Here is a 21,156-nt window from a genome sequence, read left to right on the forward strand (position 1 = left end):
CCTAGTCTGACTCTCGAATCAAGTCCATAACCTGATTACGGTCCAATATCCACTGGGCACGCTCATCTTTTTCATAGGTTCTGTTAGATAAAAAGATTACCGCCTCTTGTTTCTTACGATTCCACATGATAAAGGTCCCAGTATAGCCTGTATGGTCCAGCCAATCACCTTCAAGATTCCAGGCCAATGAGCGTTCTTTATCACTCAGATCCGAAAAATTCTGACTTAAGTCTGCAGCAAAATCATCCTGCAAATAATGCTCTAGAAAGATTTTTAAATCATGAACTGTCGAAAACAAACCTGCACTACCTGCATGCTTTCCAAGCAAACGAGCCTTGGGATCATGGACCACTCCTGCTTTCTGTCCACGGACCGTTGGAACAGCACAGTTAACTGGACCAAACTGAGTTTCCTTCATTCCCCAAGGATCCAAAACTTGCTCTTGTAAAATCTGATCCAAGTCCTTTTCAAAATAGTTTTCCAAGAGAAAACCTAGCAAGAGAAAGTGCACATCCGAATAAAGAAAGGCTCTCTTCTCTCGTCTATTAAGATGAAACATGGCGTTCCTCAACTGGTCTTCTGAAAGCTGATCCCTATTTGGGATAAAAGGATCTAAATCCGTTGCATGCGTTAATAATTGTCGAACGGTAATGTCGGGATAATCTACTTCTGGAAGATAAGCTTCTATGAACTGATCTAGTTCAATCTTGCCTTCCTTCCACAAGAAGGTTAAGACCGTTCCTACTCCAACAACCTTGCTGACACTTGCCAAATCATAGACCAAGCCCTCACGCGTCTGTTCACCAATTTCTGGATTTGCTTCTCCTAGATACCAGTCAGACCAAACGCCATCCTGATAATATGCAAAAGAGGCACCAGGATAAATCCCCGCCTCAATTTGTTGCTTTATTTTTTGAATGATTTTTTGTTTCATACTGCTTCAAACCACAATTCAATATTGTTGGTATCCTTAGTTAGGAAAAACTTCTCCGATTTTGGAATAAAGTAACCAGCTTCTTCAAAACGCTGACGCAATACAGGCAAATCTAAATTCTCTACTTGAAATTTCAACATGGACAAATCCCAAGTTACATTATTTTCAACCAGTAAATCGCTCCCTTGAGCTTGATTAAAAGCTAGTCGATTTTCGATTTCTTCTTTTTCAAGTAGGCTTGATATCTCATCTGGTAAGTTGATTTCCACAGAGATTTCAAAGGCTGTCAAATATCTCAGTTTCTCATCTTTTGAAAAAGTGACTTCTTCCTCAACTTTTTTCAAATCTTTGATATTATCTTCAGCATGAATAAGAATACAATCCCCTTCTGGAGAAAGAAGCTCAAAAGCATATCCCTTAGCCCCCTTATAGAGTTGAGGGATTTCTTCCATTCTAGCTAGTAGTGCTTCAATCTCAGATGGCTTCTCTACCTTTACAAGTAATCTAGCTAATTTTTTAATCCCTTCAACCTTACGGCTCCTCATACTTGGTGACTCTTCTAAAACTAACTTTTCAATGCCTGACTGGTCTCCTAGTGATAAGAAGGCTGACTCTTCAAGCAAGGGTTTCATCCCCAAAGTCTCAATATAAAATGATTCATTTAGATTTCTATTATTTACCTTTAGCGTCGGGATCATACGCTTTATTTGATTTACAATCATAAATTCCTCCAACACTTTTTATTTTAAAGGATTTTATCTTTTTTTACAAGTTATTCAATAAAAAACTTTAACTATATTAACTCCTTAAATAAATCAACCCCTTCTGCTAGTAGAAGGGGGACTGGTTTATTTTTACTAAAATACCTTATTTAGTCTTTCCAAGCTAATTCTGCTTGGAGACCATAATGGTCGCTCACCTGTGGGCTGTTTTTACCATCAAAGACCACGTGAAGGTTTTCTACCTGCATATCCTTTGTCGTAAAGATATAATCGATTCGAAGAGGTTCGCTGTTCCCCTTCCAACCATCAATTTCAGGCGGAACAGTAAAGCTTCCACTTCTTTCTTTTGCAACTTCAAAGGCGTCTTGCAAGCCTAATGGACTAGCAAGAATTGCTTGGTAACCCTCCTGACCTGCTGGGTTGTTAAAATCACCTGCTAGCAAGAGTGGCTTGTTCAATTCTTTCAAAACTGCTTCAAAGCGCGCCCATTCCTCTTGGAAGCCTTTATCCCACCAAGAGAGATGGACACTCGCAACTGCAAGTGCTTTACCTTCAACTACTGTTTCTGCTAGAGCAACTCGACGAGTGTGGTAATCTGTCGGATCATCGACATCTGAAACCAAAATTTCACGCGCCTCAATTGGTGTTTTAGATAGGATTGCCACACCCTCATGATAGCGATCATAACCGATATGGTTGTAGGCCCAAGTCCAATAATAGTTTTGACCTTGCTCTGCCAACTTCTCTACCAAAAGTCGCACATAGTGGTCTTGATGAATCGGCTCAGCCGATGGTAATGGCTGATAAAGTGGGCCTGTTTCTACTTGAGCTGAGGTGATTTCTTGGTTGATTTCCTGAAAACAAATCAAATCATAACTGTTTTTAAGTATATCTTGAAGTAAAAGTTGGAACTTTTGTTCAGGATCTTTTTCCATCCAACTATGGGTATTGAGTGTTAAAAACTTCATACTTTTCTCCTATAAACAAGAGGTTGGAAACAGCTTCCAACCTCCTAAATATTACAATTCTACTTTTGCAACTGCTGTTTTAGCAGCAAGAGAACCTGTTTGTTCTAATTTAACTGATTTGATCGCATCACCATTTGTGAAGACAACTACTGTTGAAGTTTCGCGTCCTGCTGCACGGATAGCATCCAAGTCAGCTGTGACAAGAAGATCACCTGCCGCAACTTTTTGTCCTTCAGCAACATGAACTGTAAATGGTTTTCCTTCAAGACTTACTGTGTCCAAACCAATGTGAACAAGTACTTCAAGGCCTGCTTCAGTCACAAGACCAAGAGCGTGTTTAGTTGGGAAGATACTTGATACAGTACCTGATACTGGAGATACAATGTTTCCGTTTGCTGGTTCCACCGCAAATCCATCACCCATCATTTTTTGAGCAAATACTGGGTCTTTTACTTGTTCCAAGGCAACCACTTGACCGTCAGCAACTGAATAAACTTCTTCAGTTACACCTTTATATACAACAGCATTTTTAGAAGATGATGCTATTTGACTTGGAAGAGTTTCAGGAATCACTTCACCTGAGTCAAGAAGATCTTGAATATCTGATTTCAAAACATCAGCTTTAGGTCCATAGATAGCTTGGACACCTTGCCCTTTCATGACAAGTCCCATAGCTCCTTCAGCTTTCCATTGTTCTTCTGTTCCGACTTTTTCAGCGTCTTTTACAGTAACACGAAGACGAGTCATACATGCGTCAACGTCAACGATGTTAGCACGTCCACCAAGAAGGTTGATGATGTTAACAGCTTGAGAAGCTTCTGCAACTTTTGATTCACCAGAAGCAGCAGATTCTGATGAACCTTCAGCAGTTTCGTAGTTTCCGTTACGTCCTGGAGTAGCATAGTTGAATTTTTGAATCATGAAGTTGGCGATGAAGTACATGATAACTGCAAATAGCGCTGTTACCCAGATAAAGTTAATAATATCCATACCAAGACCCGCATTAATCGCCATTGGTGTACGAGTCAAGAATTCAATAGAACCGAATGAGTGCATACGTAGGTTAACCACGTCAGCCATAGCAAAGGCAGCACCTTGAACTACTGAATAAACAAGATACATAGGTGTTGCAACGAACATGAACATATATTCAATTGGTTCAGTAACACCAGTCAAGAATGTTGCAAGAGCTGTTGCAATCATCATTCCTTTGTATTGGTGTTTCTTGTCTGCTTCAACATTACGGTAAATAGCAGCAGCCACACCCATCAAAATACCGAATGAACCAATCATTTGTCCAACTTTGAAACGAGCTGGATGTACTGTATCTAACAAGTGTTGGTATTGACTAGCATCAGTACCTTTAAGGTTTACAAGGTCTGTTACCCATGCAAGCCAAAGTGGGTCTTGACCAAATACTTGAGTGCCTTTTGCTGCACCAGTTAAAATATCATAAGTACCACCAAGAGCTGTATAGTTCATTGGGATAGTCAACATGTGGTGAAGACCAAATGGCAAGAGCAAGCGTTCCAAAGTACCATACAAGAATGGTGCAAGAACTGGTGCTGTTTCTTGTGAATTGGCAATCCAGATACCGAAGTTGTTGATACCTGTCTGAATAAGTGGCCAGAAAGCTGAAAGAAGAATTGCAGCGATTGCTGAGCGAAGAATAACTACAAATGGTACAAAACGTTTCCCGTTAAAGAATGAAAGGGCATCAGGAAGTTTACGGAAGTTGTAGTATTTGTTAAAAGCAGTCGCTCCAACAAAACCTGAGATAATCCCTACAAATACCCCCATGTTAAGAGCTGGTGCCTCAAGTACGCTAATGAAGTAATCAGCAACCTTGATAGATCCACCAAAGATTGTTGAAACCATAGCGTTAGGATCTTTCAACATATCCCCTGATACACCGAAGATTGTACCAGTGATACGGTTAATAAGGATAAATGCAAGACCGGCCGCAAAAGCACCACCAGCACGTTCTTTAGCCCAGCTTCCTCCAATAGCGAGGGCAAACAAAATATGAAGGTTACCGATAACTCCCCAACCAATTTGCTCTAGTACGCCACCAGTAATAACTAGGGGAGCAAGGTTTGGGTCAATCATTGCAAGCGTCTTACCGATTGAAATCATCAAACCAGCCGCCGGCATAACAGCGATAACCACCATTAAAGCCTTACCGAATTTCTGCCAAAATTCGAAAGACAAGACATTTTTGAATGTATCTTTCATCATTCAAATCTCCTTTATATTTATTCGGCAAACGTTTTACGAAAACGTTTGCGCGTGTTTATGTTTTAATTTTACCACTTTTTATTTTTTTGTAAAGGCTTTTATAAAAAAAATTTGATTTTTTCTTTCGTTTCACTTTCTAGGCATGCTCTCTCTTGCTAACCTTTTTTGAGTTTGTCGGTCTTTTCTGATATAATATTAGCTATGAAATCCTATAATACTTTGAATGATTATTATCGAAACTTATTTGGAGAAAAAACCTTTAAAGTTCCTATTGATGCTGGATTTGATTGTCCAAACCGAGATGGGACTGTGGCACATGGAGGCTGTACTTTTTGCACAGTTTCTGGTTCTGGAGATGCAATCGTTGCACCTGATGCTCCTATCCGTGAGCAATTCTATAAAGAAATTGACTTTATGCATCGTAAGTGGCCTGAAGTTAAAAAATATTTGGTTTACTTCCAAAATTTTACCAATACACATGAAAAACTTGAAGTGATTCGAGAACGCTATGAACAAGCTATCAATGAACCTGGTGTTGCCGGCATCAATATCGGTACTCGTCCAGACTGTCTACCCGATGAGACTATCGAATACTTGGCAGAATTATCAGAGCGAATGCATGTTACCGTAGAGTTAGGCTTACAAACAACATATGAAGCTACTTCTGAATTGATTAACCGTGCCCACTCCTATGAACTCTATGTGGAGACAGTTAAACGCTTGAGAAAATATCCCAAGATTGAAATTGTTGCCCATTTGATTAATGGCTTGCCAGGGGAAACTCATGACATGATGGTGGAAAATGTTCGTCGCTGTGTGACGGATAATGATATTCAAGGGATTAAACTTCACCTACTTCACCTCATGACCAATACTCGGATGCAACGTGATTATCATGAAGGTCGTTTGCAGCTCATGAGTCAGGATGAATATGTCAAGGTCATCTGTGATCAGCTAGAAATCATTCCCAAGCATATCGTTATCCATCGGATTACGGGTGATGCGCCTAGGGATATGCTGATTGGTCCTATGTGGAGTCTCAATAAATGGGAAGTTCTAAATAGCATTGAGGCTGAAATGAGACGTCGAGGTAGTGTTCAAGGATGCAAGGCTGTAAAACAGGAGTTTATGAATGAAAAGACCACTTGAAATGGCGCATGATTTTCTTGCCCAAGTCATCACCCAAGAGGATATTGTAATTGATGCGACCATGGGAAATGGTCATGATACCCTTTTTCTAGCTAAGTTAGCTAAACAAGTCTACGCTTTTGATATACAGGAACAAGCTCTGGAAAAGACAAGTCAACGTCTAGAAGAAGCTGGCTTGACCAATGTTGAATTACTTCTACAAGGTCATGAAACCGTGGATCAGTTTGTAACCGAGGTGAAAGCAGCTATCTTTAATCTTGGTTATCTTCCTTCAGCTGATAAAAGCATTATCACCCAACCTCAAACAACTATTGAAGCACTGGATAAACTTTGCCAAATGCTAGTTAAGGGTGGACGAATAGCCATCATGATTTATTACGGGCATGAAGGCGGAGATATTGAACGGGATGCAGTCATGGATTTTGTCAGTCACTTACCACAACAAGAATATACTGCTACGATCTATCGCACTCTCAACCAAATCAACAATCCACCGTTTTTAGTCATGATTGAAAAATTAGAAAGGTATCGACATGGATAAACAATACCTACGAGATAAAATAGAAGCTCTTCGCCACAACTTTGTAGAATCAACCCAACATGAACGGGCAGTTGGTATGTTAGATGAAGCTCATATGAGCAAGAAGATGCTGAAAATCAAGAAAAAAATGATAACACTTGAAATGGAGCGTTGTCAGAAGAAAATCGAGCACAAGGACTGCTCGAAAATTGATCAAAAAATCCAAGAACAAAAAGAACTTTTTGAAGCTTGTCGAAAACAAAAATAAGGAGGTAGAAGATGGATTTACTTTTTTATCTCTTGATATTTTTGCTTGTTCTCATTGTTTCTAGTACGACCAATAAACTTCTTCCCTTCCTACCCATGCCCCTGATTCAAATTTTGTTAGGGATAGGAATTGGGCTTTGCTTACCCAACAACCAATATCACTTAGATACTGAGTTGTTTCTAGCTTTAGTCATTGGTCCACTACTCTTTCGTGAAGCTCAAGAAGCAGATGTAACCTCTATCCTAAAGCACTGGAGAATCGTTCTCTATCTAATTTTCCCTGTCATCTTTATATCTACTCTAAGTATGGGAGGACTTGCCCATGTTCTTTGGGCGAGCTTACCATTAGCAGCCTGCCTAGCAGTAGGTGCTGCACTTGGTCCTACTGACCTGGTTGCTTTTGCTTCCCTTTCTGAACGATTTACCTTTCCAAAACGAATTTCAAATATCTTAAAAGGGGAAGGACTCCTTAATGATGCTTCTGGGCTAATTGCCTTTCGTGTTGCTCTCATCACATGGACAACGGGAACCTTTTCAATCGCTCAAGCAGGAATTTCCCTAGCTATTTCCATCATGGGAGGGTTTGCAGTCGGCTTTATAACAGCCTTAATCAATCGTTTCCTCCATACTTTTCTACTCAGTGTTCGAGCTACTGATATAGCCAGTGAACTTCTGTTAGATCTCAGTTTACCACTTTTAACATTCTTCATCGCTGAAGAGATTCACGTTTCTGGAATTATCGCAGTCGTTGTTGCTGGTATTTTGAAAGCGAGTCGTTTTAAAAAGATAAATCTTCTTGAAGCCCAGGTGGATACTGTGACTGAAACCGTTTGGCACACAGTAACCTTCATGCTCAATGGTTCTGTCTTCGTTCTGTTGGGGATGGAACTGGAGATGATTGCGGAGCCCATTCTGAAGAGTGCTTTTTATAACAATGTGCTTCTTCTCGTCACAGTCTTTCTTTTAACCTTCCTACTCTTTGCCATCCGCTTTGTGATGATTTACGGCTTTTACGCGTTTCGAATAAAGAAACTTCAAAAAAGCCTCCACAAGTATGTTAAAGATATGCTTCTCTTGACATTTTCTGGAGTTAAGGGAACAGTTTCTATTGCTACCATCCTCTTGATACCGTCTAACTTAGAGCAGGAATATCCGCTCCTTCTCTTCCTCGTAGCTGGTGTAACCCTGGTCAGTTTTCTTACTGGATTATTGGTCTTGCCACACCTTTCTGAAGAGCAAGAGCCATCTAAGGATCATCTCATGCACATCGCTATCCTAAATGATGTTGCCATGGAGTTAGAGAGAGATTTGGACCATACTAAAAACAAGGTTCCCCTCTATGCTGCGATTGATAACTATCACGGACGGATCGAAAATCTCATCCTCAGCCAAGAAAATAAAGAAATCCAAGAAGACTGGGAAGCTCTGAAACTCTTGATTCTCAGTATCGAGAACGATGGTTTGGAACAGGCCTATGAAGAAGGCAAAATCGGTGAAAGAGGTTATCGTGTTTATCAACGGTACTTGAAAAGCATGGAGAAAAATATTAAGCGAAACTTTGCTTCTCGACTAACCTACTACTTCCTTGTTTCTATACGGATTGTGCGCTTTCTCCTTCATGAGTTGCTCACATTTGGAAAAACCTTTCGTTCTTGGAGAGACAAGGAAAACCAAAGACTTCTTGCCATCGATTATGATCAGATTGCAGAACTCTATCTAGCCAACACTGAAATCATCATCGAAAGTTTAGAAAACCTCAAAGGGATTTATAAGAGTTCCTTGATTAGTTTTATGCAGGAATCACGTCTCCGTGAAACCAGTCATATTACCAGTGGTGCCTTTGTGGAACGGGTTATCAATCGTATCAAACCCAATAATATCGACGAAATGTTGAGAGGCTACTATCTAGAACGTAAGTCTATCTTTGAATACGAGAAACAAAAACTTATTTCAGCCCAGTATGCTAAAAAACTGAGACAAAATGTGAACAACCTAGAAACCTATTCTCTAAAAGAATCAGCCAACACACTGCCTTATGATATGATGGAATTAGTTCGCAGAAATTAAGATTTAGGTTATTATTGTGGAGGATTATGCAATGAAAAAGTTGTGGAAACAACTAACCAATAGGCCTTTATTGAAAGCTTTTTTGCACTACTATCATGTTTCAGATATTGAATTAACCAGTGTAGCTGTGGCTTATTATTGGTTGATTTCAATCTTCCCTTTACTTATGATAGCCGTCAATATCTTGCCTTATTTTCAAATTCCGATCTCTGATTTTTTGATCATCCTAAAGGAATTTTTACCAGATACGATCTATGATGTGGTAGCAAAGATTGCTCGTGAAGTCCTGACGCAACCGTCTGCTGGACTATTGAGTTTTGCGGTGATATCAGCTCTTTGGACATTTTCAAAATCCATGAATTTCCTTCAAAAGGCCTTTAACAAAGCCTATGGAATTGCAAAAAATAGAGGAATTATCTCACACCAACTGATGAGTCTCCTAGTTAGTTTGGGACTTCAATTTCTCTTTGCACTTGCCTTATTTCTAAGTATGTTTGGTCATATGTTATTAGATCTGCTAAAAAACTACTGGAAATCCGAAAGTTCTCTATTTGCATATTTACAGGATTTTACAGGACCGCTGATTTATGTCTTTCTGTTTGCGATCTTGATCATGCTCTATTATTTCCTTCCGAATGTGAAAGTCGGTCGTATTCGTTACGTCCTTCCTGGAAGTCTGTTCGTGTTTGTCACTCTTATATCTCTATTAACGATCTTTTCAGCTTATTTCAACAATTATGTTAACTATCTAGTTGACGTTCGATTTTTCAGTTCCATCATCGTTGTTGTCATGATGTTCTGGTTTATAATCATTGCCAAGTTATTGATTGTCGGTGCAGTGATCAATGCCAGTGTTCAAAGCCTTAAGGATCCAGACTTTAAAGCAAATCAATAATTTTTATCGATTAATACTCAATGAAAATCAAAGAGCAAACTAGGAAGCGAGCCGCAGGTTGCTCAAAACACCGTTTTGAGGTTGTGGATAGAACTGACGAAGGCAGCTCAAAATACTATTTTGAGGTTGCAGATGGAAGCTGACGTGGTTTGAAGAGATTTTCGAAGAGTATAAACAAATCAATCCCCCAGTCATTTAATACTGGGGGATTTTTGAATTAGTTACTTTATTGTCCATTCGTTAGGGCTTGCAATTCTGTTTTTAGATAGTGAGCCAAATGTTGGTGGGCAAAAATATTGGCATTCTTTTCTGCGGTAGGATTGTAGTTTGTGTTGGTATTTACATCATAAACATAAATGTCACCACTCTCTGATTGAACCCATTCAATCGCCGCAACTTCAATCTTAGCAATTTTTAGGAAGTTTTCATAAGCTTCTCTTCGGTCATCTGGTAGAGGTTCTGTAATCTGGAATTTCTCAGACGTTTCCAGTTGCTCTGGTCTCTTACCGATTTGGCAACCATCTGCTGGGCACAGTTGGAAACCATCTGAAGAATCGATTGAAACAGTATAAAGGAACTTCTGGTTGATAAACTCTGAACGACGGATACGTCCATCACTTGGCTTGATGTAGGCTTGTAACAAGGTAATACCGTCCACTGAAGGTTCAAAGAGGGGACTATTGACATAGGCTTCAAGTTCTTCTTCATTTTGAAAGAGTTGAACCCCCAATCCTTTACCTGCTCGATTATGTTTGGTAATCAAAGGATAGATGTTCAATTTTCTGGCTGCTTCAATGATATTTTCTTGACCCAAAACTGCAACTGTCGCAGGAGTCTCAATGCCCGACTCGTTTAACTTCAAGTATTGTTTGATTTTACTGATTTCAAGATTGATAGCAGCTGTTCCATTCACAACCTTGCGTCCATGTGCTTCTAACCAAGTAATCACCTGCTCTGTAAATTCTGGTGCATAGCGATGTCCTCTTGTGTGAGAGGATGCAGACATGCGATTATAAAAGATACCTTGTGGCGGTGGACTTTGCAGATCCAAAATTCCACTAGACAAATCCCACAATTCATAAGGAACTTCTAACTCTTCCAACCATTTGACCAAATGCTGGGTCCATTCAAGATTCTCATGAATTACATAAACTTTTGCTTCACTCATTACTCATATCTCCTTAAGAAAAGCTGACTGATAGTTGGCTTTCCTTTTCTTCTTCTAAAATATATCCTTCTGTTTTTTCAATAACGCCGACTGTTAAGATTTGACCTAAAACATTGATCATAGTACGGCCAGCATTGACAAAGAAATCAACTGCAAAAATCAAGGCTACTCCTTCAACTGGCAAGCCCAATTGAGGTGCTGCAGCTAGTAGAAGCACGATAGCACCTGATGGTACAGTTGCTGCAGTTTTTCCAATCAAGGTCAAAAGCAAAACAGTAAACAAGAGACTTGATAAAGAAAATTGAATGCCGTAGGCATGGGCGATAAAGATTGTCGCTACTGAGAAATAAACTGCTGCTCCCTCTAAGTTAAAAGTATATCCTAAAGGAATAACTAAATCAATTGTATGCTCATCATGCCCCTGTTTTTTCAAATCTTTAAGAAGGGATGGTAAGACCACACTAGAACTTCCAGTAACAAAAGCCAAAGTTAAGAGACTCCAATTTTCACGAAAGGCTGACAAATACGGTACTTTAAAGAATAGAGCGATCAAAGGGAAAATAAGGAGAACCAATACAGCATAAGCCAAATAAGTTCCAATGACAAATTGACCAAGCCCTATCAATTTATCAAGGCCAGTAGTTGCAACATCTTTTGCGATAAATCCAAAAATTCCAATCGGTGAAAGTTTGACAATTACTGCAACAATCTTGTAGATGGCTTCAATCCAGATTTGGAAACCTTCGATAATCTTCTGAGATTTCTCTGCTTTAAGATTCCCAATTCCGTAACCAAGAAAGATAGCAAAAACGATAATGGGCAAAAGAGCACCTTCTGAAAGAGACTTGACGATATTTGATGGAATAAAACCAAGCAAAAATTCGCTAAATTTGACATTATTGGCAATTCCATCAAGGTTTCCACCAGTTTGACCGATATTCACTACTTGACCAAATCCTAAATAGTAACTAGCAAATACAAACAAAAGAGTAATTGCAGTTGTTACTGCGAAAAAGTAAACCAAACTCTTGGTCAATATTTTTCCAAAAGATTTTTTCCCGATAACACCAGCTACCGCAACAACGATAGTTGGGAAGATTAGCGGAATGATAACCATATTGATCAATTTAATAAAGGCTTGTCCTAAAAATTGATAAAAGCCTGCAAATTGTGGCCAGATGACTGCAGCAATCACCCCCAAGACCAAAGCCACCAATAATTGAATTCCTAGTGAGAGTTTTGACCATAACGTAACTAATTTCATAAGAAACTCCTTTGTTTTATTTGCTACTCATTCTACTACTATTCTTCACTTCTGACTAATATATATTTTCTTTGTTGAACATAAAAAAGATTTATATTGAGAGTTCAAACTATCATCGTACCGAACACATGATTCATTCTATTCAAGCAGGAATTATAAAATCTGTTTCTTACCAATGATTTTTTGCTAAAACAGTGATAAATCACGGAATTTACTTTTCTATTCTCAAAATTTTATGATACAATAATGGTATGATTTTAATGAAACTTGCTTCCATCTTGCTTTTGGTACTAACCTTAGCTCTGGCGATTATTTTAAGCAGACTCTTTAAGTTAAAGAAAAAGGGCATCAATGCTGCTGATTTAGCTTTTCCTTTTCTAATTTTTGAATATTATTTGATTACGGCTAAGATGTTTACACACAATCAACTTCCAGTATTGGGAACGGCCTTATCAATACTAGCAATTGTGTTGGTCTTTTTCTTCTTAAACAAAAGACGTAGCTTTTATTATCCCAAATTTATTAAATTCTTTTGGCGAGCTGGATTTTTACTAACACTGCTCATCTATATCATCATGATTGTTCAAATTTTCGTGATGAAATAGTCAACTATTATAATATAGCCCACCAGCACCTCGATCTTGGCCACTAAATGTTCCATCTGAGGCACTTTTCTGATAAAATTATAAAAAAGTTAAAATAGGAGATAAATCAAGTGAAAAAAACGCTCTTGGCAAGTGCCATTACGCTTTCAGTTTTTGGTCTAACAAGCAACCTTAGCTATGCTGAGGAAAACCAAGCACAGTCTACCCCAGTAGAAACAACACACAGTGAAACCTCTACTGACAAAGTGGAGAAAAACAGTCTCCCAGCCAAGGAAACTGAACCTTCAACTGAGGCAAATGCCAATCAAACAACAAATCCAGCTAAGAAAGAAGAAGACAAGGCTCCTGAAGTCCAAAAAGATGGTTGGGTATTCGAGGAAAATATCTGGCGCTTCTATGAAAATAATGCCCCTGTTCTAAACTGGAAAAAAATCCACGGGAAATGGTACTACTTCAACAAAGATGGAATCATGTTGAACGATACTATTTTTGATGGATATATCCTGACTAGTAGCGGGGCTATGGTCGATTCTGGCTGGAGTAAACTCCAAGATAAATGGTATTACGCTAACACTTATGGAAAAATTTCTCAACAGAAATGGGAAAAGATTGGTGGTGTCTGGTACTATTTTGACCAAGACGGTATCATGCTCAGCAACACAATTTTTGACGGCTATCTATTAACGAATAGCGGCGCCATGGCTGAGAGTGCTTGGGTAAAACAAGATGGACAATGGTACTATGCACTTGCTTCTGGTAAAGTCATCAAAAACAAGTGGGAAAAAATTGGTGGTTCTTGGTACTACTTTGACAAAGATGGTATCATGCTAAGTAAGACAATTTTTAACGGATACCTTCTCTCCAATAGTGGAGCTATGGCTGAAAGGTCCTGGGTTTATTTAGAAGGAAAATGGTACTTCGCCCAAACATCTGGTCGTCCAACTCAAGAGAAATGGGAAAAAGTCGGTAGCTCGTGGTACTATTTTAACAAAGAAGGTATTATGGCCAATAACCAATGGATAGGTAGCTACTATCTAAAAGCTAGCGGAGCTATGGCCGAAAAAGAATGGATTTTCGATAAAAACTATAATAGCTGGTTCTACTTAAAATCTGGTGGTGCATATGCAGCGCGTGAATGGATCGGCTCTTACTACCTCAAGTCAGGTGGTTACATGGCTAAGAGCGAATGGATTGACGACAGCTACTACAATGCCCGTTACTATGTGGATGAAAATGGTGTCTATGTCACGGGAACTCGAAAAATCGATGGAACAGCACATCAGTTCCAAAGTAATGGAAAATGGATTGGTGAAGTACCTATAAGTCGTGGATTTGAAAAAGGGAAATACACGAAAACTGTTTTCTTAGATCCAGGACATGGTGGAAAAGATCCTGGTGCTGTTTATTATAACACTCAGGAAAAAGACCTAACCATGCAAATTTATCAAAAACTACGTAAGGAACTCCAGGGTCTTGGTTATACCGTTCTTTCTTCGAGAGATAGTGATGTCTATGTCGACTTTGTCACTGAACGTTCAAAAATGGTTAACAAAACGGACTCAGACATGTTCATCAGTATTCACTTCAATGCAAGCGGGAATCCTGCTTCAGGGAGATCTGGTATTCAAACTTACTCTTACGAAGAAGACAGTGGCTATCGTGCTAAGATCAATCCATACTGGCATAACCACCCTGACCGTATCAGTGAAAGCAATCGCCTTGCTGCAGATATCCACTCTTCACTACTAGCTGAAACTGGTGCTAAGGATGCAGGACTCCTACAAAGTAGTTTTGCTGTCCTTCGAGAAACTGATAAACCAGCTGTTCTATTGGAATTGGGCTATATTGATAATTTCAATGAGAATCAACAAGTCCGCAGTGACGCCTACCAAAACAGATTGGTTGCAGGTATCGTTAAGGGAATTCAAAAATATTACGCAGGTCAATAAAGAAAAAGTCTCGAGAAAATCTCGAGATTTTTTGTATTATTCTTCTTACTTGTTGGCTTCAGGAAAGAGAAAACCAATCCCCACACAGGCCAGAACTCCAGCACCGATAACCAAACCGCTTGAAAGTGGCAAGAGATCAAGAGTGGCATTGGCGATGATAAAAGCAATAATCAAGCACATAATACTGGCCTTATAATCTTTTTTCACCAAATTCTCAAGAGTAAAAAACAGAAATAAACCTACTGGAAATAGTGCCCAGATGTTAACATCCAAACTCGGCCATCCAACAAAGCCAAAATACAAGACTACTACTGCAACAACTAAAAATCCAATACCTAATACTTTTTTCATGATACGACCTCATTTTCTATTTTGTTAAGAAGTTTTATCTCCCTTTAACAATTACAACTATAACAGAAATAAAAATGGTCAACAATAGCTTTTGTCTATGTGGCAGACATGATAGACTATGTGGTCAGAATTTTTCTTCACCCACTATAGTTGACAAATAGCTAATCTTTTTTAATCAGAATATTAGCCTTCTTTTTTCTTATGAGCTACAAGACCAAATCCATACATTACTCCAAGAAGTCCAAGTGCTGCTATCTTCAGTAGCAGTATTTGGCAACTGAGGAGTATTTTCTTTAGCATAGTTTGCTTTCTCTGGAGTTACCGGTGTTGAAATCTTTTTGTAGACTTGCTCTGCATCTCCATCTGGAAGTTTCTTATCCTCTACTAAAAAGATTTACTTTATTTTCTAATAAAACAACGTTCTTGCACAACTTCCTATTACTCATAAATTTATACAGTCTACTAATAATAGCTTGCTATACTCACTTTATTATTCTAAAATTACAGTCACAAAGAGTTCATTATTGCAATAAATATCTAATTCATTTTCAGAATTATCACTAAACACTCCACCACCTTTTTTATAAAAATAAACTTCTAAATTACCTTCATACTCGACTTCAAAATTAGAATCTGCTTCTATAGTCAATTGAGAAAACATGGGCTCATATCAAAAAGCACCTCAAAAAGGTATTACCAACTTGCAATACTTTTTTGAGGCTCTCTTGTCTTGTTCTTATTTCAATTGACTATAATATTTTTGCCCCCCTTTTGCTTACTACTAAAGTTTGATATACTCCCCTTATAGTGGACAGTGAAAAAAACAAAATTTCACTAGAAACTACAGGGGGAGTTTTCGTATGTCAAAAAGAGGTCCGAAATCAGTGGAGGAGAAGTTAGAAGTTGTTCATCTTTACCTTGAACAAGGGAAGTCAATATCTATTTTGACCAAAGCATTTGGAGTAAATGGTGACACAATCAGAAATTGGATTCGTAAGTATCAAACAGAAGGTGTCGAAGGGCTCAAGGAGCGTCATAGCTGGAAGAAATATAGTTCAGAGTTAAAAGAAAAGACTGTAACAGATTATCTTGCAGGTAGAGGTGGTTTATCTTGAATCAAATTTTCATTCATTTTGCTTTATCCCTTAAAGGTTACGATGGTTGCTCCAGATCCGCCTGCATTTTGTGGTGCATAGCCAAAGCTCTTGACCTGTTTATTTCTTTGTAGGTACTTAGTCACCCCTTCACGGATGACTCCTGTACCGATACCATGGATGATGTCAACTTGGGCCATATTGTTGAGCAGGGCTTGGTCGATAAAGGCATCCAAGGCTTCCATAGCCTCCTCGTAGCGTTTGCCACGAAGGTCTAGTCGAGCTTGTGGACCTTTTCCTGCTGCACGTTTAACGACGTTAACTTGTTTCTTCTTGACTGGCGCTTCTTTCTGGGCTTGAACCAAGTCAAACTCTTTTTCTTCAAGCGTCATCTTAATCAAGCCAACCTGTGCTTCCCAACGTCCATCCTTGAGTTGATTGGTCAAGGTACCACGTTGACCATAGCTTAAAACGATAATATCATCTCCAACTTTTGGAGCTCGTTTTTTCTTGGCCTTCTGAAGAACCTTGTTTTTAGAAAGGTCAACTTTTTCAGGGGCTAATTTTTTGAGCTTAGCTTTGGCTTCGATAATTTCATGTGGCTTCAGTTGGGATTTACTGTGAAGATTTTTAAGTATATCATCACTCTCAGATAGTGCTAAGTCAACAATCTCAGCAGCTTGTTCTCGCGCCTTATTGAGTTCAGTTTCCTTTTCACGGTTGAGCTCGTTATAAAGTTTTTTAAGGGCACGGTTCATCTTGAGGTTTTCTTGCTCGACTTGGCGAATATTTTCAAGACGTTTTCGACTTTCAAGTGTCTGCTCTTCCAATTGCTCAATGATACGATTAACATCGTTGTCTTGGTCAATTTGCTTACTAGCGTCACCTACGATGACATCTGACAAGCCTAGACGTTTAGCAATCTCAAAGGCATTACTTCGACCAGGAACTCCCTGCATGAAACGATAAGTTGGGCGCAAGCTAGCTGTATCAAACTCCATGCTTGCATTTTGAACATAGGCAGTTTCAATACCATAGGCTTTAAGTTCAGGATAGTGAGTGGTTGCCATAGTCTTGACCTGACGCAAACGCAAGTCTTCTAAGATAGACATGGCAAGGGCTGCACCTTCTTGGGGATCTGTACCAGCACCAAGCTCATCTAATAGCAAGAGCGAGTTTTGGTTGACCTTACCCAGAATATCAACGATGTTGGTCATGTGACTAGAGAAGGTTGAGAGACTTTGCTCGATGGATTGTTCATCTCCGATATCTGCGAATATCTCCTCGAAAATCCCTACACGACTACCCTTATCAGCTAAAATTGGCAGACCAGACTGGGCCATCAACTGGGTCAAACCTAAGGTCTTGAGCATAATGGTCTTACCACCCGTATTAGGACCAGTGATGACGATAGCTGTTAAATCTTTCCCAAAGTGCACATCATTTGCGACTGCATTTTTTACAAGAGGATGACGAACGTGAAGCAGTTGAATCTCCTGTCCCTCAGACACTTGAGGTACTACTGCCTCCGTCTCTTGAATAAAGCGAACCTTAGCACGAATCAGGTCCAAATGTCCAATAATCCATGCATCATTGGCGATTTCAGCTGCATGAGGTCTTACTCTTTCAGAGAGTTCTTGGAGGATACGCATCATCTCATAGCGTTCGTCTGCACGAAGACTTGCGATTTCCTCACTTAGCTTGACCACTTCACGTGGTTCGATATAAACAGTGTTCCCACTGGCAGAAATATCATGTACTACACCAGCAATCTTGTTACGATAGGTATTCTTAACTGGAAGAACTTGGCGACCATTTCTACTTGCGATGATACCTTCTGTCAGCATCTGAGCTTTTTGTTTGAGAAGATCTTGCAGGACATCACGGACTTGACTTTCACTATCATGGATTTTTCGACGGATTCGTGCCAAATCCTCACTAGCAAAGTTCTCAATAAATCCAGCTTCGTTGATTGCTTGTAGATTTCCCTGTAAATGTGGAAAATCATGAAGTTTCTCAAACCAACTTGCCAGGTGGTCTAAACGTACATTTTCAAGATTGTCATAAAAATTCTGCAATTCACGACTGGCAAAGATGACACGTTTGAGAAGGAGAAATTCCTCGATGTTGAGATCAGCACCCATTTCCAAACGTTTGGAGGTCGCTGCAATATCTTTTGTTGCAGAAATGCTGAAATGAGGATGCTCGACAAAGAGTTCTTGCATTTCCTTCATCTCTACAAAAGCTTGTCTAATCTTGTCTCCTTTATCAGTCGGAGCAAGTTCTTTCAACTGCTCTAATCCTTGTTCCGTCAAAAGATGGGGCTCAAATAAAGCCTTGACCTTATTAAATTCTAATGTTTCTAGTATTTTTTTATTCATTTTCTTTTCCTTAGTTATAAGCCTAGGAACCCTGTATTCAAGTTCTAAAGCTTTCTTAAAAGTCTCCTTAACTTTTGGAATTGTAAACAAAAGGCTAGGAATAGTTCCCGCCCTTTTTATCCGATTATTTTGGTTACCCAGAGTTGTTTAATCATATGAGTAGTGATGGGAACACTCTGGATAATATGTTTAGCTACAAAGCTGTTTTCAAGTGAATTTTGAACAATTTGTAAAGGAACAGTCGCAAGAATGGTCAGTATCATCTGGAGGACAAATAAGGTCACAGCCAGAGATAAAACACCTGCACCGATGCGAAAATATTTGCCACCTAACTTTTTGGTTGGTACTAGGTTAAAAAAGAGTCCAATCAAACGACCGATGCAGTAAAATACGGCAAATGCTAATAGATATCCAATACCTGCATAAAAGACTTTGTCCAGCTGGAAAAGTTGATTTGATGGGAAAAAGAAGGTTCCCTGTCCTTCCTGTGGACTTGCATATGGGATCAACAAATCAAATTGTTTCCCTAAAGATTGATAAAAATTTCCTGCAAGAAGAGCTGAAATCACAGTTGCTACAAAATAATAAATCTGTAGAACTAATCCTCTACGATAACCGATATAAAAGCTCCATGCAAGAACCAATAAGAGAAGAACAGAAATCATAGGGAATCCTCAGTCTTGCTCTGTTCTTGTTTTGCTGCTACAACCTGATGACGGAGAGCTTCTAATTCTTGCTCCTTATCATCAAATTCAATCTCACGGCTGAGTTGGGTTGACAAGCTATTGACTGCTAATAAAATAGCGATTGTCTCATCATCCGCTCCAGGCATTTGCTTTTTAATTGCTTCATATTTTTCAGTTGCAACCTTGGCAATTTCCTCCATAAAGAGGTTGTCATGCTCAGTTGTTAGGGTCAATGTTTTTTTTCCGAATGTAAACTTATATCGATTTAAATTTGCCATAAAATTCACCTCACGATATTATACCAAATTTCACTAAGTTTGTCAGTTTTTACCAATTCTGCGGCTTTTATGGTACAATAAGAACTATGGCAAGTATTACATTAACCCCGAGTGAAAAGGAAATCCAAGTCTTTGTTCAGCAATATGAACAGGCACTGACTCCTAGTAAAAATCCTTATATTCGCTACTTTTTGAAGCTTCCGCAGGCAAGTGTTTCCATCTACACTTCTGGAAAAGTCTTGCTTCAGGGAGAAATGGCTGAAAACTATGCCAGTTTTTTTGGTTATCAAGTCAGTCAAGGAACTAGCGGACAAAATTTCCCCTTGATTGGAACAGATGAGGTGGGAAATGGTTCCTACTTCGGTGGTCTAGCTGTAGTAGCATCCTTTGTGACTCCTGACCAGCATGACTTCCTACGAAAACTAGGTGTAGGGGATTCTAAGACTCTGACAGACCAAAAGATTCGTCAGCTTGCCCCCCTGCTTAAGGAGAGAATCCAGCACCAAGCGCTACTTCTTTCTCCCAGTAAGTATAATGAAGTCATTGGGGAGCGCTACAATGCCGTTTCCGTAAAGGTAGCCCTGCACAATCAAGCAATTTTTCTCCTCCTCCAAAAGGGAGTCCAGCCAGAAAAGATTGTGATCGATGCTTTTACGAGTGCTCAAAACTATGAGAAGTACTTAAAAAAGGAAGCCAATCATTTTTCTAATCCAGTCAGTCTGGAGGAAAAAGCCGAAGGTAAGTACTTGGCTGTCGCAGTAAGTTCTATCATTGCGCGTGATCTATTTCTGGAAAATTTAGAAAATCTGGGTAGAGAACTTGGCTACCAACTTCCAAGCGGGGCTGGGACAGCTTCTGATAAGGTAGCTAGCCAAATCCTTCAAGCTTATGGTATGCAGGGACTTAACTTCTGCGCCAAACTTCATTTTAAAAATACTGAAAAAGCAAAAAAACTGCTAGAAAGGTAAATTATGAAATATTTTAAATCGTTTTTAAAAGAGTGGAGTTTTATCCTCATTATCACTCTTATCGCCCTTAGTCGTCTCTTTCTCTGGAGGAATGTCAGTGTAGAAGGACATTCAATGGATCCTACCTTAGCAGATGGAGAAGTCCTCTTTGTGGTTAAACATCTCCCAATCAATCGTTTTGATATTGTGGTTGCTCATGAAGACGATGGGAACAAGGATATCGTTAAACGGGTCATTGGTATGCCAGGAGATACCATTCGTTATGACAACGATAAACTCTATATTAACGGTCAAGAAACTGATGAACCCTATTTAGCAGAATACCTCAAGCGTTTCAAGGAAGATAAACTCCAAAGCACTTATACTGGAACTGGTTGGGATGGTAAAAAGGGAGAATACTTTAGAACTTTAGCTCAAAAGGCTCAGGCCTTTACCCTAGATGTTAATTACAACACTAGCTTTACCTTCACTGTACCAGAGGGTGAATACCTCCTACTGGGTGATGACCGTCTGGTATCTAGCGACAGTCGACATGTTGGTACCTTTAAGGCAAAAGATATCACCGGTGAAGCCAAATTCCGCTTCTGGCCACTCAAGCGTATCGGAACATTTTAAAAACTAGGAAGAGGCCGAGAATTTTCCATCTCAGCCT

Annotated in this window: 19 protein-coding genes and 3 pseudogenes; 11 read left to right on the forward strand and 11 right to left on the reverse strand. The window is 39.3% G+C overall.

Annotation, left to right across the window (positions count from 1 at the left end; all coding sequences use genetic code 11):
- Nucleotide 1: 1 nt before the first annotated feature.
- The 4 genes from QM928_RS05835 to QM928_RS05850 all read right to left on the reverse strand — a co-directional run bounded on the left by QM928_RS05835 (nucleotide 2) and on the right by QM928_RS05850 (nucleotide 4,862).
- On the reverse strand, nucleotides 2–934 hold the full coding sequence (locus QM928_RS05835) for a serine hydrolase domain-containing protein (protein ID WP_414294740.1): 933 nt from the start codon (nucleotides 932–934) through the stop codon (nucleotides 2–4).
- Entirely contained in the window at nucleotides 931–1,656 is a 726-nt protein-coding gene (locus tag QM928_RS05840) for a CppA N-terminal domain-containing protein (RefSeq protein WP_414276154.1), read from the reverse strand. Before QM928_RS05840 ends, QM928_RS05835 begins: the two co-directional genes overlap by 4 nt.
- A gap of 149 nt (nucleotides 1,657–1,805) precedes the next feature.
- Nucleotides 1,806–2,624, reverse strand: a complete 819-nt coding sequence (locus QM928_RS05845) for an endonuclease/exonuclease/phosphatase family protein (RefSeq protein ID WP_414294741.1) — start codon at nucleotides 2,622–2,624, stop codon at nucleotides 1,806–1,808.
- A gap of 51 nt (nucleotides 2,625–2,675) precedes the next feature.
- Nucleotides 2,676–4,862 carry a PTS transporter subunit IIBC gene (locus QM928_RS05850; RefSeq protein WP_414294742.1) on the reverse strand — a complete coding sequence of 729 codons (2,187 nt, stop codon included), beginning with the start codon at nucleotides 4,860–4,862 and terminating at the stop codon, nucleotides 2,676–2,678.
- A 201-nt stretch (nucleotides 4,863–5,063) separates the two neighbouring features.
- Here QM928_RS05850 and QM928_RS05855 point away from each other — a divergent pair, with 201 nt between their 5' ends.
- From QM928_RS05855 to QM928_RS05875, 5 genes are read left to right on the forward strand one after another with little or no spacing between them, the layout of a single operon-like run.
- Nucleotides 5,064–6,011, forward strand: coding sequence for a TIGR01212 family radical SAM protein (locus QM928_RS05855; protein ID WP_075230663.1), 948 nt, complete (start codon nucleotides 5,064–5,066; stop codon nucleotides 6,009–6,011).
- Nucleotides 5,995–6,552, forward strand: a complete 558-nt coding sequence (locus QM928_RS05860) for a class I SAM-dependent methyltransferase (RefSeq protein ID WP_414294743.1) — start codon at nucleotides 5,995–5,997, stop codon at nucleotides 6,550–6,552. The genes QM928_RS05855 and QM928_RS05860 overlap by 17 nt, the downstream gene beginning before the upstream one ends.
- Nucleotides 6,545–6,799 (forward strand): hypothetical protein, encoded by a 255-nt coding sequence (locus tag QM928_RS05865; protein ID WP_075231833.1) that lies wholly within the window; start codon nucleotides 6,545–6,547, stop codon nucleotides 6,797–6,799. Before QM928_RS05860 ends, QM928_RS05865 begins: the two co-directional genes overlap by 8 nt.
- 11 nt (nucleotides 6,800–6,810) lie before the next feature.
- Complete coding sequence (locus QM928_RS05870; protein WP_414294744.1) at nucleotides 6,811–8,865, forward strand: cation:proton antiporter; 2,055 nt, start codon at nucleotides 6,811–6,813, stop codon at nucleotides 8,863–8,865.
- A 31-nt stretch (nucleotides 8,866–8,896) separates the two neighbouring features.
- Nucleotides 8,897–9,760, forward strand: a complete 864-nt coding sequence (locus QM928_RS05875) for a YihY/virulence factor BrkB family protein (RefSeq protein WP_414294745.1) — start codon at nucleotides 8,897–8,899, stop codon at nucleotides 9,758–9,760.
- Between the two features lie 226 nt (nucleotides 9,761–9,986).
- On the opposite strand, the gene QM928_RS05880 is transcribed toward QM928_RS05875, so the two are convergent.
- Both QM928_RS05880 and QM928_RS05885 read right to left on the reverse strand, forming a co-directional pair.
- On the reverse strand, nucleotides 9,987–10,928 hold the full coding sequence (locus QM928_RS05880; RefSeq protein WP_414294746.1) for an ATP-grasp domain-containing protein: 942 nt from the start codon (nucleotides 10,926–10,928) through the stop codon (nucleotides 9,987–9,989).
- A gap of 13 nt (nucleotides 10,929–10,941) precedes the next feature.
- Entirely contained in the window at nucleotides 10,942–12,192 is a 1,251-nt protein-coding gene (locus QM928_RS05885) for a dicarboxylate/amino acid:cation symporter (protein ID WP_414294747.1), read from the reverse strand.
- A 251-nt stretch (nucleotides 12,193–12,443) separates the two neighbouring features.
- Here QM928_RS05885 and QM928_RS05890 point away from each other — a divergent pair, with 251 nt between their 5' ends.
- Nucleotides 12,444–12,797 carry a DUF3397 domain-containing protein gene (locus tag QM928_RS05890; RefSeq protein WP_414276147.1) on the forward strand — a complete coding sequence of 118 codons (354 nt, stop codon included), beginning with the start codon at nucleotides 12,444–12,446 and terminating at the stop codon, nucleotides 12,795–12,797.
- Nucleotides 12,798–12,907: 110 nt separating this feature from the next.
- Nucleotides 12,908–14,746 carry an N-acetylmuramoyl-L-alanine amidase gene (locus QM928_RS05895; protein ID WP_414294748.1) on the forward strand — a complete coding sequence of 613 codons (1,839 nt, stop codon included), beginning with the start codon at nucleotides 12,908–12,910 and terminating at the stop codon, nucleotides 14,744–14,746.
- Between the two features lie 45 nt (nucleotides 14,747–14,791).
- Here the strand turns inward: QM928_RS05895 and QM928_RS05900 are convergent, their stop codons facing one another.
- Together QM928_RS05900 and QM928_RS05905 are read right to left on the reverse strand one after the other, a co-directional pair.
- Nucleotides 14,792–15,097: a hypothetical protein gene (locus QM928_RS05900; protein ID WP_371608352.1), complete on the reverse strand. Its 306-nt coding sequence runs from the start codon at nucleotides 15,095–15,097 to the stop codon at nucleotides 14,792–14,794.
- 183 nt (nucleotides 15,098–15,280) lie between these two features.
- A pseudogene (locus tag QM928_RS05905) lies at nucleotides 15,281–15,377 on the reverse strand (cell wall anchor protein); the annotation flags it as partial.
- A gap of 368 nt (nucleotides 15,378–15,745) precedes the next feature.
- On the opposite strand from QM928_RS05905, the pseudogene QM928_RS05910 reads away from it, so the two are divergent.
- Both QM928_RS05910 and QM928_RS05915 read left to right on the forward strand, forming a co-directional pair.
- Nucleotides 15,746–15,846, forward strand: a pseudogene (locus QM928_RS05910) (IS630 family transposase); the annotation flags it as partial.
- A gap of 111 nt (nucleotides 15,847–15,957) precedes the next feature.
- Nucleotides 15,958–16,206: pseudogene (locus QM928_RS05915) on the forward strand (transposase); the annotation flags it as partial.
- A gap of 29 nt (nucleotides 16,207–16,235) precedes the next feature.
- Here QM928_RS05915 and QM928_RS05920 read toward each other — a convergent pair.
- From QM928_RS05920 to zapA, 3 genes are all read right to left on the reverse strand, one after another.
- Complete coding sequence (locus QM928_RS05920; RefSeq protein ID WP_281335065.1) at nucleotides 16,236–18,572, reverse strand: endonuclease MutS2; 2,337 nt, start codon at nucleotides 18,570–18,572, stop codon at nucleotides 16,236–16,238.
- A gap of 116 nt (nucleotides 18,573–18,688) precedes the next feature.
- Nucleotides 18,689–19,237: a CvpA family protein gene (locus QM928_RS05925; RefSeq protein ID WP_414294749.1), complete on the reverse strand. Its 549-nt coding sequence runs from the start codon at nucleotides 19,235–19,237 to the stop codon at nucleotides 18,689–18,691.
- Complete coding sequence (gene zapA, locus QM928_RS05930; protein ID WP_414294750.1) at nucleotides 19,234–19,536, reverse strand: cell division protein ZapA; 303 nt, start codon at nucleotides 19,534–19,536, stop codon at nucleotides 19,234–19,236. Before zapA ends, QM928_RS05925 begins: the two co-directional genes overlap by 4 nt.
- A gap of 86 nt (nucleotides 19,537–19,622) precedes the next feature.
- Here zapA and rnhC point away from each other — a divergent pair, with 86 nt between their 5' ends.
- Together rnhC and lepB are read left to right on the forward strand one after the other, a co-directional pair.
- Entirely contained in the window at nucleotides 19,623–20,504 is an 882-nt protein-coding gene (gene rnhC, locus QM928_RS05935; protein ID WP_414294751.1) for a ribonuclease HIII, read from the forward strand.
- Nucleotides 20,505–20,507: 3 nt separating this feature from the next.
- Nucleotides 20,508–21,119: a signal peptidase I gene (gene lepB, locus QM928_RS05940; protein ID WP_414285314.1), complete on the forward strand. Its 612-nt coding sequence runs from the start codon at nucleotides 20,508–20,510 to the stop codon at nucleotides 21,117–21,119.
- Nucleotides 21,120–21,156: the final 37 nt, after the last annotated feature.

Source organism: Streptococcus infantis (genome assembly GCF_047460405.1).
In the GTDB taxonomy this organism is placed as follows: domain Bacteria; phylum Bacillota; class Bacilli; order Lactobacillales; family Streptococcaceae; genus Streptococcus; species Streptococcus infantis_Q.

What these genes read in the sequence shown, in the direction of transcription:
- QM928_RS05845 (WP_414294741.1), bottom strand. Translation starts at nt 2,624, where the DNA reads ATGAAGTTTTTAACACTCAATACCCATAGTTGGATGGAAAAAGATCCT.
- QM928_RS05865 (WP_075231833.1), top strand. Translation starts at nt 6,545, where the DNA reads ATGGATAAACAATACCTACGAGATAAAATAGAAGCTCTTCGCCACAAC.
- zapA (WP_414294750.1), bottom strand. Translation starts at nt 19,536, where the DNA reads ATGGCAAATTTAAATCGATATAAGTTTACATTCGGAAAAAAAACATTG.
- QM928_RS05870 (WP_414294744.1), top strand. Translation starts at nt 6,811, where the DNA reads ATGGATTTACTTTTTTATCTCTTGATATTTTTGCTTGTTCTCATTGTT.
- lepB (WP_414285314.1), top strand. Translation starts at nt 20,508, where the DNA reads ATGAAATATTTTAAATCGTTTTTAAAAGAGTGGAGTTTTATCCTCATT.
- QM928_RS05855 (WP_075230663.1), top strand. Translation starts at nt 5,064, where the DNA reads ATGAAATCCTATAATACTTTGAATGATTATTATCGAAACTTATTTGGA.
- QM928_RS05840 (WP_414276154.1), bottom strand. Translation starts at nt 1,656, where the DNA reads ATGATTGTAAATCAAATAAAGCGTATGATCCCGACGCTAAAGGTAAAT.
- QM928_RS05920 (WP_281335065.1), bottom strand. Translation starts at nt 18,572, where the DNA reads ATGAATAAAAAAATACTAGAAACATTAGAATTTAATAAGGTCAAGGCT.
- QM928_RS05885 (WP_414294747.1), bottom strand. Translation starts at nt 12,192, where the DNA reads ATGAAATTAGTTACGTTATGGTCAAAACTCTCACTAGGAATTCAATTA.
- QM928_RS05850 (WP_414294742.1), bottom strand. Translation starts at nt 4,862, where the DNA reads ATGATGAAAGATACATTCAAAAATGTCTTGTCTTTCGAATTTTGGCAG.
- QM928_RS05900 (WP_371608352.1), bottom strand. Translation starts at nt 15,097, where the DNA reads ATGAAAAAAGTATTAGGTATTGGATTTTTAGTTGTTGCAGTAGTAGTC.
- QM928_RS05860 (WP_414294743.1), top strand. Translation starts at nt 5,995, where the DNA reads ATGAAAAGACCACTTGAAATGGCGCATGATTTTCTTGCCCAAGTCATC.
- QM928_RS05925 (WP_414294749.1), bottom strand. Translation starts at nt 19,237, where the DNA reads ATGATTTCTGTTCTTCTCTTATTGGTTCTTGCATGGAGCTTTTATATC.
- QM928_RS05890 (WP_414276147.1), top strand. Translation starts at nt 12,444, where the DNA reads ATGATTTTAATGAAACTTGCTTCCATCTTGCTTTTGGTACTAACCTTA.
- QM928_RS05835 (WP_414294740.1), bottom strand. Translation starts at nt 934, where the DNA reads ATGAAACAAAAAATCATTCAAAAAATAAAGCAACAAATTGAGGCGGGG.
- QM928_RS05875 (WP_414294745.1), top strand. Translation starts at nt 8,897, where the DNA reads ATGAAAAAGTTGTGGAAACAACTAACCAATAGGCCTTTATTGAAAGCT.
- QM928_RS05880 (WP_414294746.1), bottom strand. Translation starts at nt 10,928, where the DNA reads ATGAGTGAAGCAAAAGTTTATGTAATTCATGAGAATCTTGAATGGACC.
- rnhC (WP_414294751.1), top strand. Translation starts at nt 19,623, where the DNA reads ATGGCAAGTATTACATTAACCCCGAGTGAAAAGGAAATCCAAGTCTTT.